Source organism: Bacillus sp. M6-12 (assembly GCF_002860285.1).
GTDB lineage: Bacteria > Bacillota > Bacilli > Bacillales > DSM-1321 > Peribacillus.
In genome coordinates, this window is the sequence record NZ_PGVF01000005.1 from 63,576 (window position 1) to 80,079 (window position 16,504).

At 33.8% G+C, this 16,504-nt stretch carries 11 protein-coding genes; all 11 read right to left on the bottom strand.

Annotation, left to right across the window (positions count from 1 at the left end; genetic code table 11):
- Nucleotide 1 precedes the first annotated feature (1 nt).
- The 11 genes from CVD28_RS07740 to CVD28_RS07790 are packed head-to-tail and all read right to left on the bottom strand — an operon-like array spanning nucleotide 2 to nucleotide 15,500.
- Nucleotides 2–607 (bottom strand): hypothetical protein, encoded by a 606-nt coding sequence (locus CVD28_RS07740; RefSeq protein WP_101591799.1) that lies wholly within the window; start codon nucleotides 605–607, stop codon nucleotides 2–4.
- The gene (locus CVD28_RS07745; RefSeq protein ID WP_101591800.1) at nucleotides 600–2,288 is read right to left on the bottom strand and encodes a helicase HerA domain-containing protein; all 1,689 of its coding nucleotides are present in this window, start codon (nucleotides 2,286–2,288) and stop codon (nucleotides 600–602) included. Before CVD28_RS07745 ends, CVD28_RS07740 begins: the two co-directional genes overlap by 8 nt.
- Nucleotides 2,285–3,445 carry a hypothetical protein gene (locus CVD28_RS07750; protein WP_101591801.1) on the bottom strand — a complete coding sequence of 387 codons (1,161 nt, stop codon included), beginning with the start codon at nucleotides 3,443–3,445 and terminating at the stop codon, nucleotides 2,285–2,287. Before CVD28_RS07750 ends, CVD28_RS07745 begins: the two co-directional genes overlap by 4 nt.
- Nucleotides 3,429–4,232: a hypothetical protein gene (locus CVD28_RS07755; protein ID WP_101591802.1), complete on the bottom strand. Its 804-nt coding sequence runs from the start codon at nucleotides 4,230–4,232 to the stop codon at nucleotides 3,429–3,431. Before CVD28_RS07755 ends, CVD28_RS07750 begins: the two co-directional genes overlap by 17 nt.
- On the bottom strand, nucleotides 4,232–8,281 hold the full coding sequence (locus CVD28_RS07760) for a hypothetical protein (RefSeq protein ID WP_101591803.1): 4,050 nt from the start codon (nucleotides 8,279–8,281) through the stop codon (nucleotides 4,232–4,234). The genes CVD28_RS07755 and CVD28_RS07760 overlap by 1 nt, the downstream gene beginning before the upstream one ends.
- A gap of 14 nt (nucleotides 8,282–8,295) precedes the next feature.
- Nucleotides 8,296–9,375 (bottom strand): hypothetical protein, encoded by a 1,080-nt coding sequence (locus CVD28_RS07765; RefSeq protein ID WP_101591804.1) that lies wholly within the window; start codon nucleotides 9,373–9,375, stop codon nucleotides 8,296–8,298.
- Nucleotides 9,372–10,457, bottom strand: coding sequence for a hypothetical protein (locus CVD28_RS07770; RefSeq protein ID WP_101591805.1), 1,086 nt, complete (start codon nucleotides 10,455–10,457; stop codon nucleotides 9,372–9,374). Before CVD28_RS07770 ends, CVD28_RS07765 begins: the two co-directional genes overlap by 4 nt.
- A 23-nt stretch (nucleotides 10,458–10,480) precedes the next feature.
- Nucleotides 10,481–11,911, bottom strand: coding sequence for a restriction endonuclease subunit S (locus CVD28_RS07775; protein ID WP_101591806.1), 1,431 nt, complete (start codon nucleotides 11,909–11,911; stop codon nucleotides 10,481–10,483).
- Nucleotides 11,912–11,962: 51 nt separating this feature from the next.
- Entirely contained in the window at nucleotides 11,963–13,840 is a 1,878-nt protein-coding gene (locus CVD28_RS07780; protein ID WP_101591807.1) for an HsdM family class I SAM-dependent methyltransferase, read from the bottom strand.
- Nucleotides 13,841–13,852: 12 nt separating this feature from the next.
- The gene (locus CVD28_RS07785; RefSeq protein WP_101591808.1) at nucleotides 13,853–14,212 is read right to left on the bottom strand and encodes a hypothetical protein; all 360 of its coding nucleotides are present in this window, start codon (nucleotides 14,210–14,212) and stop codon (nucleotides 13,853–13,855) included.
- Nucleotides 14,199–15,500, bottom strand: a complete 1,302-nt coding sequence (locus CVD28_RS07790; protein ID WP_101591809.1) for a restriction endonuclease subunit S — start codon at nucleotides 15,498–15,500, stop codon at nucleotides 14,199–14,201. The genes CVD28_RS07785 and CVD28_RS07790 overlap by 14 nt, the downstream gene beginning before the upstream one ends.
- Between the last annotated feature and the right edge of the window lie 1,004 nt (nucleotides 15,501–16,504).

Sequence of the window (16,504 nt, forward strand, 5' to 3'; positions counted from 1 at the left end):
ACTACTTCACCTGAATCCATTGATTGATCGTTAATTTTTCTTTGTTACCTTTAGCAACCGCTTGAAAAACCAAATAATCACTTTCAAATGAATTAATCCCATTAATATAAATGCCATTTGGTAATCGGAATCCTTCATCAAAAATAGAAATATATTTTTCAATATCTTTTGGCACTATTCCACTGTGAGACCAATAAACAAATAATATAATGGGAAGATTACCGCCAAGTTGGTGATAGGCAATCAATAGGTTTTCAATCTTTTCCCTTAATTTATCATTTTTAGCTTTAGAATTTTCAAACCTTTCAAATTCAGAAACTAATACTGGCTTCAGGTCTTCTTTGTCATACCAAATTGAATCAGGTCGAACTTCACGAGTTATGATATGACCAAAACTTTCATTGATAGGATAAACAGGATACTCAGACACTGCTGTATATCCATCTAACTGTCTCCCTATCTCAGTGATATAGTTTAATCCGGTGGAATGAACGGTTTCTGAATAATCTCGCACTCCTGAAACAGATAGCATTGGAAACCAAGTATCACGAATCTTGCCATTTTTAAACTCTTGGATAATCCATTCTTTTATTTCTTCCTTATCCATTAAAGACTCCCCATTCTTTAACAACTTCTGGTGATTGACCACCATGAACGAGGGCTTTCGTACCGACTTTTACCAATAATGGTGCTGGAATAGAACGACCAGTAAGTAATGCTTCTCCTGTAGATAGTGCAGGTAATTCATCAATATCAGCTTTTGTAAGCATATCTGAAGTTTTTGTAATAAAACGTTGATCATCTGGGTTTTTCAAACGCATAGTAATAATTGTGTTACACTGTGAAGTTACATCAGCATCTAATTTTGATGGACGTTGGGAAACAATCGCAAAACCAACACCAAATTTTCTTCCCTCTGCTGCAATTTTCTTTATGATTTTCTTTGAAATAGTTGGAGTACCTGCTGGAGCATAATTATGTCCTTCTTCATAAACTAAGAAGCATGGACGAATTGGTCGTTGTTTATCTGCAGCAGCACGCATAATTTCACTAGACACTAAAGCTGTTACAATTTGTTTCGCATCATCCGATATCCCTTGTAAATCAACTATAATTAATCGGCCATTTTTTTCATTCATTTCACCAATTAAATTATATATATCGGTTGGTTCACCAATTGCTCTAGTGTAGAAGCTTTTAGCTTCGTTAATAACCCGTTTTAACTTCATAGATGCAACAGCAGCACTCCTACCGTTTAAAGCACGTGATTCGGCATCAGAAAGATCATCCCAACTTTTAAGTTCTTCTAAATCACCAGACAGTAGTTCACGTAAATCTTTAATATCCCTTGGTGGATGTGGATACTTGAATTTCCAGTAACGAAGTGCAACATCCAGTACTCGTTGTTGAGGTTCCGTTAGGCCCGGTAAAATTTCTTCAAAATCATCCATTTCAAAACGGTCAAACTGTAAAGCGAGATGATTGTTTTTACCAGCATATTTGTAATCAAATTCCTCCATTTGTGGGGTATATACCCTAATACCACCACCAGCTTCTTGCAGCTTCTTTAGCCTTTCTTGAATAAATAGGATATTATCCTTTTCTTTCGGATCCTCAACATGTTCTAAATCACTGTTGAAATGAACAGTTCCTTTTTCAAAAGCTTTACCGTATTCACCATGCGTGTCAAAAACCACTACTGTTCCGTTCATTTGAGCAACTAATCTTTCAATAATACGGCCAACTGTATATGACTTACCTGAGCCAGTCATCGCTAATACTGCTAAATGTTCCGTTACTAATTTATTAACATCCATATAAACTGGTACTATATTTTCTCCACGTTCATAACCAATTAGATTTCCAATTGCAATGCTTTTGTTCTCATCAAATTGATAGAATTTAGCAAGAAACTCATAATCGACTCCCAAAACCTTACTACCGGGATCAAGAGGTCTTCTTGGAATGCGAATTTGACCAGTTCTAGCCTCTTTGTACCCTACAAGATCAATCGCTCCAAAAAGTGTTTCTCCTGTCATTTGTGTGCCGGGCAGTAATTCAATGGAATTTAATCCATCTCCCATTTCACTGTTATAAAGAATGTTACTCCTAGATATAGATGTAATGCGTCCAAGAACATATGTCACTTCTTCATCCTCTCGTTCTTGGTGGGCTATCTTAACAAATTCCCCCCGTCTTGCAACAAAACTATCATGGAGAATCATTTTTAAATCGTTTGGATTTCCTGTGTTTCCAATTAGCTTACCAATATATTTATCTTGGCTCATAAGTCATCCTCCCCAAACAAATCAACTTCCTCGGTCCATACACTTTCTACCTTTTCATTTTTAATCATTTCTTGAGCCTGTGACTTATAATACTGAATAATTGTCCCAGTCTTAATAGCCTTTAATCCATGACTTGCATACCAAAGTGGCAGAGGTAATGCTTTTAATTGATCAATTGTATATAATGAAATCAAATCAGAGGTTAACTGATCGATTGATTCAGTGTGCCAGTCTCCTTTATTCCCAATTGCTTCAACTAACAGAGGCATCGTTCTCATGCCTGCACGAAAGTGAAAATTTATTACTCCAAGCTCTCTAACAAATTGAGGCTCTAACCGATTATCTGAGGTTAAGAGGTCAAATTCATAGGCAGCTGTTCTTGTTCGTCTTGTTAAAACTCCATTTAATAGTTTTTTTACACCGACTTTTTTTATCTTATCAAAAGACACGCTAAGCGCTGAAATCTCTTGTGTGACTAATGCATCAATCATATATTTATCAGTTTGTTCAGAGGTTAGTCCATAGAATACCGAACCAAAACGTTTAGAACTAACTGATACAATTTTGATCCCACTAGAGTTAAAAGGGTAAATCTCATGTTTATGTTCCTTCCAAAACTGTTCAATTCTCTCTTTACAAGAGATATAGTCAGAGTGAAGTTCTTCATAGGATTCCAACGGTGCATCGCTTCGTTCTAGTATTAAAGGTGTATCTACAATTACAAGTTCAGGTCTATTTGATTCATTTAATAACTCTTCTAACAAATCATACATCTGATTAATATGAACAAATTTCAACTTTTGGGTTACATCAACGTCATCCGCTTCATCAATATCCACCAGACTATCTTGAAAGGTTTGATATACTACTCCATCTTTAATGGAAAGATCTTGGCGTAGCGCTCCTGCACTATAAAGAATTCCACCAAAAGCAGGGATTGTTTTACTTGCAGTAGCAATACCTGTGACATTCAGAGTTAATGGGACCTTCTTAGTTACCGTTCGAATTACACCACTATTACGAAGTTTTGGAGCTATTTGATCAATAAAACGCATTTTAGAACCCAGTTTGGCGACTGTACTTGGTAAACCCAATTGTACCTTTGCAACTAAACTATTTGCGATGGATATATCTCTTTTCTTATCTCCATGCTCCATCGTCACGCCTCCATCTCTTTATCTCTCGAACAAACGCTTTATATCCTTTAAGATTGATATATCTTTCTCCCTCATCTGTTGTTGCACCTGAATCCTCTAGAAGTTTCTGATCAATCAACTGTTGAAGCAATTCCAAAGCTTTATTATGTGATAGGTTTTCCTTAAAGAAGTTGCTCAACTGCCCTGATATCTTAGTTGGTTCTAATACGTTTGCAGAAGCTAGTATCAGTATGTATTCATGAACAGGGCTAGGTATAAATGGCTCTTGAACTGTGGTGGATTCATCATTTTTATTTTCTATTATTAATTCTAAAAACAACTTTTTACATATATCTTGCTTGGACAATAAACGATAATCGAGTAATGGAACTGTTGTTAAAGTGACACATCCACTTCCCGAATGTTCAAAATGATCAATAGCGACTATCTCACCGTTAGCAAGTTCCCATTTTGATTTAGTATTCGTTTTAATTGATTCAATAACAGGAAGGCTATTAAATGATTGGGCTTCAATTCCTTGTACTGACAGATCAACATTTAATTGAAGCTTAGAAACAACGTCCATTTGATGAAAAGGAGGGGAAACAATAAGTTGGTTCCCCCATTGTCTCCACCATTTATTTAATGATTGCAACTCCACTTCCGACAATTTCAATATGATAATAGCTGGAATAACACAAATACCAGAAGTTAATTCATCAATATTTCGTTCGTCAGCACTTATCCAGTTCTTTAACATTTTATATTCCGTTCTTTTTGTAAACTTCTTAACGATTTGGATGTTCATTAGGACAACACCACTTTTGTTTTTATAAGGCCGAAGTTTTCTAGTTCCTCTTTTTCTCTAGGATAACTTTTCCAATCAATATCCGCCTTACTCTTAACAACCTCTTTAAAAAATTCGAATCGAACAAACTGAGCATTCTTATCCTTAAAGAATTGTCTACCGTCTTCATCTAATTGTTCCATTTTCTTTTTTACAGTTTCTATTGTTTTTTCATAGCTGATCTCTTGGATTGCTGTACCAATTTCCGGCTGATAAGGTAATTTATGCTGAAGGCGATAAATAAAGTTCACTGAATCAATCAATTCTTGATCATAGTATTCGTCACGAATTTTCCTCATTGAACTTTCAATTTGGTTAAGCATTGAGATTAAAGATGTAATGTTATTTTTGTGTTCTTGTAATAACCTCTCACTGTATTCAATTAGTTGAATAGGATTACCTTTTTGCGCCAGATGGTAATCATCGATTTGCTCATCAAACCCAGCTTCAAGAAACATATGAATTTCATGATAATTTGCCTCAAGTTGGTCTGACTGAACTTTTTGTTTTACATCAATAGGTGCTGACTCAAAGTAAGATAACCATTTCTGAACAATTGGCTGATTCTCAACAAAATAATCTACTACTTGTTTAAATTTTTCAAACATTTCATCATAACGACCAGAAATACCACTATGCTCTTTCCATTCAACTTGATTTTGTCCCTCTTTTTTCAAACCTATTTCACTAATCATCGTGTTTAATCTATCTATTGCCTCTTTGTAATTAGCCAACCATAAATAATGTGCTAGGCTATCTGATTGAGCAACCATCGTTTCACGTTTTGAAGATTTTATATAATCCTTTGCATATTCGATTTCTGTTTGATAGCGTTCTAATGCATTAGTAAATTGGATAATTGGTAAAACATAATCCTTATAGGTACTCTTAGATTTTATGGATTCAAGTTTTTCCTTTAATTTGGACAATATATTTCTTTGTAAGGTCGAAATATAATCATGGAACAATTGAACGAGTCGAAGCTTTTTCCAAATAGGCATTTCATTGTCTTGGATATTTAAAGTGCTTATTATTCGCTCATTAAACGGTATTGAATTCCATTGTTCTTCATCATAAATAAAATTACATTCTGTATGGAAAGTTTGTAGTAGCTTTAATTGTTCCTTCCAAGTATCAAGTGGATTAACTGTATCAACCTGTAATGAAGAAAGATTAATCTCTTTTAATACTTCATTAATTAAATCTAAACGACCACGATATTTATCGTCTTTTAGTATGCCGAGTCTATTTTTATCAATAGTTTGTTTAAATTCGTCAACTAACTTGTCGTACTCTTCATCACGCCACTTTTGGACTTTATCACGTTGAAATTCTAATGTAGCTTTTATTACATTTTGAGCGTGAGTGCCACCTTGAACTTCAATGACTTTTAAATCTTGTAGAAAGTAAATCCATTGCTCAACAATTTTAGCTGGTTTGATTGTATCAACAGAACTAAAAAAGAATGTATTTTGAATATCTTTAAAAACACGTCGAGTGTACCCTATATAGGTTAACAATGCAGCAAATGTTACAGGCACTTGAACCTCATAATCATCTTCATTTGTCTTTACAAATAACTTAGCACCCTCATATCCATCCTTTTCTAGCTTTGCTCGGACTTCCGTTGCTTTTAAGACTTGGAAAAATCTATTATATTTTTCACTCTCAGGGAATTTAACCCCTTGTTTAATACCAAGTTCTGTAGAGGTTGCACTATGAATTAACATCCTAGTGTACCCTTCTGCTAATAATGCTAGGTTATCTTCTTCGGCCTTTGTAAAGATTAAAGGTCTTAATACATAGCCTTGCTGATCAATATATTCAAACCAAACTCTTGAAACTTTAGCAATTTCATCACGTAATGCTCTAATCTTTGCCTTAAAAGGAGTCGCTAATTGATGAGCAACTGGTCGAATATCCATGACTTCACGGTCAACAGATAAAACTTCTAATACATTCTTCTGTAAATTCGTTACTTGGAAAAAGATTACACATCTGCCTGCAAGTGGGTAGTCACGTTTAAACTTGTTAATATCAATTTCTGTATCAGCTGTAGACGATAAAATAAATATTGGATGCACGCCAATATCAAGAAGATTACTTTCTGCAAGGTCATTTAAATTTTCTAATCTACTTGCCCAAACGACATCTACAACCTTTTTAGGATGAACTCCTAAGTAAATATCCCGTTCAACATGACTCCTAAGTCCACACACTTGTCCTTTAATTTTAAGTGTTTCAGTAGATGGATATTCTTGTTCTAATGAACGAATAAACCCTAAAACCGTTCTTTCGATATCTTTTCCATAATCCTTTGTACGTTCTTTTAGCAACTGCTGTAATTCTTGATCCTTTTCATCTAATAACAAGTAATTTGCAATACCTGTTTGTGCAGCATACCGACGATTCAAACGCTCAAGAAAAGCAAAATTTGGACCAATAAACGTTTCTTTTAAAACTTGGTCTTTTTTTTGTTCAAAATAACTAAATAAAATCTCAGCTGCATCGACGACCTCATCTTTTGGATAAAGTGTTCTTACTTGTGAAAGAAAAGTTTCCCTTTCTTTTCCGATGATAAAATAATTATCTGGTGCATTAATAGAAAATGTTTCCAAACTACGAATTAAAACATCTAGGCTAAACTTCTCACCTGTTGACTCATTTACAAAGAAATGGTCAACATCTGGGCGATATTTATTATTTACAAGATAAAAGCCAAGATCACTTTTTGTAAGTGGAATAGCAATAAATTCTTTAAATAAAGGAATTCCTTGAAGATTTTTTGCTGATAATAATACTTGTTGCTCTTGTTCGGTATACTCCTGTTTAGGGACCGGTAATTGACGTAATAATGCCTTTTTTAGCAACGGTTGATGTACAGGACTCGAATCAATATAATCAAGTTGTGAAATATCAATTAAACTATCTTTAAAACGCGGTACAGATTGAGAAAGATCAAGTAATATTTGCCCTGCCTCAGCATCAGGTTGATTATCTAAATATTGATCACAATGAGCCATAATGACATTAAGCCAACCAAAGTTCCCTGCAGCAATAGTATAAGACGCTTCAACGAGCCCTTCAGGATATTGACGAATCTTCCCCGTTTTTTGTAAAGATTCAATATAATCGGAGATATCCGCGTACGAATTCTGTGTCATCTCTAACTTATCTCCACGACGATCTAATGCTTCTAGTGACTTAATTTGATCACCAATTGCTGGAGAGCATAGTAGTAAGAATGAAACATTAGGATGCCGAGAACGACTATCCTCATGCTTAATGGCAGACGTTATAACTTTTATCGCTTCACCATCTAGTTTCTTTTTTCGTTCTTCATTGTTTTCATGTATTTCATCTCTAAACAATTCATATTCTGATTCCACTTCATCAACGATAATATGTAGGTGATCAATTGAAAATTGATTTAAATACTTCATTCCTTCTTGTACAAGCTTATCTAGGAGTGGAATATCTTCTCCTAATAATTGTTCTGGAGAATGTTGTCCTTTTTCAATAATCTCACCAAGTTTTTGAGGTGAAAAACCAAGTGGAATTAGGTTACTTTGCAAATGCTTAATAATACTGCCCTGAATTGTTGTTTCAACATTTTGATTGGCAAGTTTTGATAGAGCAATATATGCTCCGTAGCCCACCCAATTGTCTCCATACAGATAATCTTCATTCATTTGTTCATAGCGAATATAAATTGGTAATATACGATCTTCAAAATCTTCTTTCAAAAGCCTGACTTCTTCTAAATCCCCATCACTATTTCGAATTGTCCAACCTTTATCAATTCCAAGGACTTCACTTATGAGTTCATAAGCAAGCCTTGATTTACCAATACCCCATTTCGCAATCAGTGTAAAAATACGAGACATCGGTGCTTCTTTGATATCACTTAAAAAATTCTGATATGCTTGAAAAAACTCATGTTGCCCAACCATTGGCTGTAACACAGGAAAGGTAGAAACCCCATCTTTTAACCAAACTGATTTTTTCATGAATTGAACACTCCTTATCGGTGAATATCAAGCTTTATTAACTGATACTCGCGTTTTCCTAAATAACCTCTACCATGACGTGGTTGGCCTGATTCATGTGCAATTATAGTAAAAATCCCCTTACTTATACCATTTGTAATATAATAATCAACAAACCGAGAAAGCCCTTTATCCCAAGAAGGGTAATGCTTTTTAAAAATTTGTTCTAAGGCTGGTTCAAGTGGGAAAAAGCCACGATCATCAGAGAGAGAATGAATAGTTTCTTTTAATGTATGTACTTCATCTACTGAATCTGTTGGAGTAATAGTAAATAGCGAATCTAAGTCATCTATGTCATTAGAGACTTTTTCTTTATTTAAAATTACTTTTCCTCCTTCATCTCTAATGAACCAATCTAGATAATCAAACAACTGCATAGGAGCGCGCATAAATGCTGTTAGATTTGTTATAGCAGGTTCTTTTCCTCCAGAGCCAATAAAAGACCAGCCTTCTTCCAACCCAACTTCTTTCTCCAGAAGAAGTTTCATCCACTCACTACCTAGTGCCTCTACTTTTAATTGTTCTAATAAACGATTCATATCATTTTTTTGCGGATTACTTGCAAAAGGATGATATGATGCACCGTCCATCTCTAGCTGCCATTTCCCGATAAAATCCAACGATGCACCATTAGTATTAAAATATCCACCATTTAATAGTATTTGAATAACTACCCTAACTCTTGGTGAGAACCGTAATAACTGCCTTGCTAACAACAATTCCCATCGATCATCATTTTTATAGGAACTTATAATTTTCTTTGCGTCCTCAGTTAGTTGTAAATAACCATCAATTCGTTCAAGGAAGAATACACCTTTAATTTCAAATTGAGAGGTCCGTTTAAAGTATTCATATCCTAATAATCCAAACAATTCTTTTGAACGATCAAGCTTTTTATCTTTTTCAATTACATCTTTATTTAAGTAAAATGAGGCAATTTCTTTCATTGATTTAGCTTCTGTTTGCTGTGGTATGCGCGATAATTGCTCACACCATAATTCAAAGTTGCCCGGTTCAATCCAAAAGCGTTCAATTGAAATGCGAATATGTTTCATCGTTTTTCCCTCAATTCATCGACCCATTGCTCCAACCTTCCACGTAGCTGTTTACTCTCAGCAATAAGAGGAATAAATAAACGAGTATGATATATTACATCTTCTATTGTTGTTGGTATACGATATTCATCTTCTACAACAGTAAGTAATTTACGTTCAACAAGATTTTGAAAAATAGTGTGTAAGTTACGCAATTCATTCGGAAATAGTTGATACTGATTTACTTTACAGAATTCAATAGCAAATTCATCAAAGCTCCCATATCGAAATTCCTGATGATTACTTGCTGTTAATAACACATCAACACCATCCCCAACCACTTGAAAGCGAATAGCCTGTACTCCTTGTGCTTCAAAATTCTCTCGTACAATACAACAAAGGAATACAAATAACTTCCAAGGGTATGTAAAAATATGTTGGAATGGCGGATGGTCAATTTTACGTTCCGGTGTAGAAGGAACTAGTGTATATAATGGCCGTACTTTCAATGGGCTAAGCGTCAAATTAGTTGAGATCTTTCTACCTTTTTTCCACTGATCGTCTATCTTTTTACCAAGGAATGTATCTTCAATAACATTTTCTCGTTTAAATGATTGGAGGTGTATTAAATAAAACATGACTCGCTGATAGTGTGGTTGCCCATCAAAAATTAATCTATTAAGGCTTTGGTATTGTTCTTCTTTTTGTTTGATACGTTCTTCTAAACGTCCAATTGAATAACCACTTTCTTCTTTAATTTCTGCTAATACAGTAACAGCATAAGTAGAAAGTTTTGATAAATTATTTACAAACGTTTCAATTGCTTCTAAATCCTCAGTTTTGCTCATTTGTAAAGCAGTAAAAAGTGCTAATTCAGCTAGATATTCTTGATAATCCCCATTAAAACAAAATAATAAATTTATACATTCTTCTTTTGACTTGAATATATCACTAATATTAGTCCAATTATTGGTAATTATATAACAATCATTTAGTTGTATTAATAATTTATGTTTTTCCAAAAAGGAAAGGGAGTGATAATATTTACATTCTCCGAAATTATATAAACTTTCTAACCTTTGGTACATCTTCTTAAAGTCCAATCAGCCCTCCCCCTTTCTTGGTACTATTCTCCTTCGGCAATTTTAGAAATCTTTGAATTATCAAATTTACCCTCAATAATATCTACTATATCTTGTTTGGCTTCTGAAATTAGTGACTCTGACAGCCTTAAATTTGCATACATATTTTTGATTTTTGCGTTTATATCACTCATTTTCCCTTCTTCAATTATAGGTATGAGTAATTCGTCAACTAAATCTTCATCAACCCTTGGCCGATCGCCTATAGCAGTATCTACTATTTGGTATAAAGTAGTAGGCTGTCTTAAAACAAAGAAAAGATAATAAACATATTTAAATTTATCGTTCGCCCTATATTGGAGAAATTCTGCTGAAGCTTGTACTTCTTCATTGTCACAAATTGTAACATTATTTAAATTTGGTCTTAAACGACAAAATAGAATATCCTCTATCTGTGCTTTTACTGTGTTACTTGAAACATCAACCTCCACTGGCGATAAATGCCCAAAAGTATTATCAATACAATCTGGACCAACATACCGCAAACTATTTACTTTACTCTTACCTGAAATTCGTTTAGCTAAATCAGTTAACTTCAATAGTTCAAGAGGTAATTTCCTTAATTGCTCTAAAAGATACACTCTTCGAGGATGATAATATTGCGGTGAAATTTTCATCCCAAAATTCTTAGTAGTATATATTATAGAAGGTTTTGAACTCAATGTTTTATAATCATCGAAGGAAATTGAAAAATCGGAATCTATAAAGTCCATATTAAATTTAATCGTTTCATTAAATATCTCAATGCATTGTTGGTTTAATAACTTAGCTTCACTACGTAATTTTTCAGCCATACGAATTTTATCACCGATATAGGTTTGAATTTTCATTTCTGGAAGAGGTACTGGTACAACCTTTAAGTACTCTATTCCCAGTACAAGTTGACCGGATGACCCAGAAATTCCTCTTTCTAATATCTTTTTTCCGTAGTAACTTCTTAGATATGTACTTACGTAAAATGGATCCGTTTTTGATCCCTTTATTCTAACTAAACCAATCGGGCGGTTAAAAATCGCTTCATCATTCAAGGTAAAGATATTACTTTTTCCAATTGAACCTTCTCCTAAAATAGCAACTAAAATATCTCCATATTGAATTTTAAATCTTTTTAGTTTTTCATATTCTGTTTTAGATACAAAATTTGCTCCTTCAAGCGTAATATACTCATCGTACACATTGCGTGTCCTTAAACAAGGTACACCTGTTTTATCTTTTAGAAAGTTCGGATTAGGACCTTGGGTAATTTTTGACGACAGTTCACCTAATGGCTTTATTTCTAAATTGCTATCAATTAGCTTATTCATTAATGCTAAATTAAAATTCGAATAATACTTTGCGTCAAGTCTTTCTTCAAAGAGTAATGTGTTGATAAAGCTTATACTAGGCTTAATACTGATTGCTTTATAATTTTGCATTTAATCCTCCTTAAATTTAAAATAATTCATAATAAGCAAATCACTATGCTTTTATATCCCTTTTTTATATTCAGAAATAATTTTCAACAAATCATTATGATCATTTCCCAATTGCACTTCGACTTTATTTTTCACGTCAAAACCAATTTCTTCAGCTACTGCCATAAAAACTGGTCCTTGTTTTTCATTTTCATGTTCTTTTTTCTTCACATATAAAAATGATGTCTTAGCTCCAGTTCCAGATAGTTGAAAAGTTACAGTAGGAAGTGATACTACAGCTTTTACAATTGCTCTTCCACCCTCAAATTCACCTGTTATTTCATTTTTCTTACCCATAAGATATTCTCGTACATGCTTATAACTAGAATTACTTAAAATACCATCAGGTAAAACGATGATTAATTGTCCACCGCTCTTTAGCAATTGCAAATTACGATCAATGAATAATATTGCTTGATCCGTAGAATTAACTTCTTTCCACAAACCTTTTGCATTTGGTTTTGCACCTAAACTTAGTCCAACCTTCTTCGGTTTTCCGGTTTCGTCAATACCAGTACAATAATGTTTTAAAATTACCTTTCCCTCATCTGTCTTATTCGAGACTGATCCGGATGCAAATGGTGGGTTTGTTACAATTAAATCGAAGCTTTCAGGCTTTAATGACTCAGTCATTAATGAATCTGTCACCCAGAAAATTGGGGCTTTAGGTAATCCATGCATCGCCATATTTAAGCGAGCTTTCAATACCATATTTCGTGTTTTATCCGCTCCAACAAAACTATGTTCTTTCATAAGATCAAAATGTTTTTCCATTTTTTCTTTCATTGTTCCTGTGAACTGGGTGAGCATATACTTTTTTACTGCTTCATAACCTTTTATTAAGAATCCACCTGATCCGCAAGTGATGTCCCCCATTCTGAAGGTTGGTAGACCCCTATCATCTGTGGTAATTAATTTTGATGCTTCTCTTGGATCAGATGTTAAATCATGCATGACCATTTCAATCATTGCTTCAGTTACTTGTCTTGGCGTTAGGTATGTAGCTTGACCAATTTTATTGTCATATTTACCACGCATTAGTACATCGAATAAACGACCTAATATATCCGCACTGACATTCTTCAATGTCGCTTTTACTCGGTTTCCATTTTCATCTTCAAAATCATCTAATTCTTGAAATGTTTTAAATGCCGCAATAAAGTTAGCTGGATTTTCCAACCTAATGTATTCATCTTCACTAAAGATAAAACATTCTTCACCGAGGTCATTAACTGCAACGTAATCCTCATGATTTTTTATTTCTTTAAAAGCATCTCGGATTTGTCTAACAGCTTCTTTTCCATTCTCCTTTATGTGTTGATACTTTAAAATATCAAAAATTCGGAGACCAGCATTACTTCCTTCTCTTAATACGTAGTCAGGATGATACAACCGGAATGTCTCCATAAAAAGCAATTTACTTAATTCATCTATGGCTTCGTTGGTACTGCTAATATTATCAGCCCCACCCGGTCCATATAAGCGCTCATGCAAATCATCAAATCGCTTTTGAAGAGTAGAGTACATCTTTCTGGACCATTCTTCTTGTTTAGAAATTTGCCGTTTTTCTTTTTTAGTTACATCAATAACAGCCGGTATTTCTGCAAGTGGATCTGACTCAATACAGTCGGCGTAATAATTTACTTCACCATTTGTTGCCCAAATGAAATCCGGAGCCTCTTCATGATACTGCGCCTCTATTAAAGCAGCATCTTGTACTTCAAAAGATAAATCTGCTCCTTTGTCAAATACCTTTACATAAACAATTTTTTCATCACCGGTAGCTAAGAAAATCGTTGTGCCATCTTCTTCATGTGTTTCTGGTTCAGAAATTGTACTATACCCCTTCATCATGAGTTGTTCATTTAACTCTTCAATTAATGCTTGCATATTAGTTCCTCCCTATTTTCGTTTCACTCGGATAATATTTTCTCTCGGTGATTCATAACGCCCCGTACTAACAGCTACTTCAATCACCTCATTATGAGGCACAATCATATCCCTTGGTAACTGTTCAATAATATTTGGGTCAATCTTAGTCATCGGCCGCTTTTCTAAGGCATTTTCAATTGCCTCTAATATGGTATGACGACGGCCATCGACCTTCACAGCCCATTGACCTGATTCTGTTTCATATATAGAAGGATCAAGCAAGCTATATAATTTCACTTGGTCCTCATTCCAATTCAATCCGTGTTCTTTTGCAATGTTCACTAATTGTTCTGTTGTTTTTGGTGTGGTTAGGTATTCATGAAATATCAAGATGGTCACCTCCTTGATAACTCTCTAAGATACTGTCAATTTCATTTATTTTGTTAATTGGTAACCTTGGAACGAGAACTTGTTTTAAATCATGAATTGATAGAAATGGCTGTATCCCACCTCTACTCTTGATTTGCAATTGTAAACGTACAAATGGATGAGTTAGGCACCAAAGTATATATCGTTCTGGTAAATAAAAAGTCCTTAAAACTAAAAATACATTGGACGCAATTGAGTTTGCGAAATGGTTTGGAACGATTGCAAGTGGTTGCTCTTTTTCACCAACCTTTGTACCGATAACCCCTAACAATATATCTCCTGCTTTTAATTCATAGCGCGCACGGCTCCTAACTATTTTATAAGGAACTTTTTCAGTTGTATGAATTAGCCATTTTTCACGGTCTAAATTTTTTATACCAATATACGAGATAGTTTGATCTTTGAATTCAGAAGGACTAATTGTTTTATCAACAATTTCAACAACTTCACTTAGTTGTACCCATTCCTCATTTCTTAATCGCTCTTTGAAATCCATATACAACCTTGTATTACATTGTTGGTAGTATAGGACATCGAGCCTATCTGGAGATAACTCTTTCGATACCCATATTAAATTAGGTGAAAGATTTTCTAAGTATCGTTTCTCGTCAACGTTATAAAAGTTTTCTAGCAGCTGCTTATAATTCACTTGTTCCATATCTAGATTCGTAGAGGCGCTAGTAGGTTGCTCATCTAACGGAATTAACATTTTACCTATTTCCTTAATAGAAATTTTCGGTATAACCGAGGGAGTAACTGCTAGTTTCATCGAAAGTTGACCAAGCTCAGTATTAAAAAAATTGAAGATTATATCTTTTGCTTTCATGTTTTTCGGTCTTAATCTCAATAAATCCGGACTGATGATAGCACCATCGGCATTCTCATCAACTATAGCCACCTTCGGAATCGCAGCTACCTTAGATATGAGTATATCGCCTTTTTTGACAATGGCCTTCGATTCAATACCTGAGTAATTTACTAAATAAGATACATTAGTCAATTCGATTTGTTGCTTATTTATGTTGGAAATCTTAATGTATGGAATCCCCTCACTAAAAAAAACTTTAGCATTACGAGTCCCATCAGTTATTCCTTTACATAGTTCCGAAAGTTCAACTGAGTTAATATTCTCTATTTCCATATTTAATTTCTCTTTTATTTGATAGTAATGCGGGTCTAACCTTTCAGTATTAAGATTCATAGGCATTATGTATTGGAATATAGGAATCACCACACTTTTCCTTTTCAAACTTTTCTATTCACCTTAACTTACGACATTTTTACACATACTGTCAATAAATGATTGTTTTATTGTTCATTTTATTCTCTTTTTTAAAATAAATACTTGTTGTTGATTTGCTAATCACCAACAAAAATAACCACCTTTGGGGTGGTTATCATTAAATTCAATTTTTATATAAAAAATTTAGTAATCCTTTTTGTAAAACATAATTTAACGTTAAGTTTGGTTGCTCACTTTAATCAATGATTGTTGTAGACATACGTCCCGTATTCGATTGTTGAATAAAGTGTACATAACAAATAATTATTCCTATTGGAACTTCAACTATTAATATAAGTATTGATTAAGGTTAATACCCTTAGCTTATAGTACATGAGTTTCATATTCAATACTTTGAAGTTATGACTATATTAAATACATCGGGATCGAATAGAATAATGCTAAAAATCCCTCTTAGCAATGTAAAGAGGGATTTTATGTATTAAACAAACCTAGTTTATTAACTATATTCATATTTCTGTGGAGATACAAGTATTTTTAAGTCCTAAATCTACTTGATACCACATTTTAACCCAAGCATACGTATTCTCAGGCATATGAAAGATCCTTCCTTCTAAAGGTTTAATGACTGACATATCACATGTTGTTCCATATGCTTTAGTTGCAGGGTGAATTTTAACTTCTCTACCAGTATCGTTATAGTAAAAAAATTTTATTAGTCAGGTCGTCAGTAAAGCTGTCTTCTATAAAGTCCCTCCTATTATTTTTTTGGTCATGTAAGGCGAATATTGGATTAACTTCATTTTAGGTTGACTAGCCTACATATTTTTTACCCTATTAATTGAATTGTGCAAAATTCTACTTCGTTTTGTTTTGAGTATAAAATGTACATCTTCATTTAAAGGAAATACATTCAGATTGAAAGGAGTGAAATATTTCTTAAATAAAAAGAGTGAACACTTTGATAAAAAAACAGTTGCTGAGTAAGTTCATAATTACCTTCGCAAATA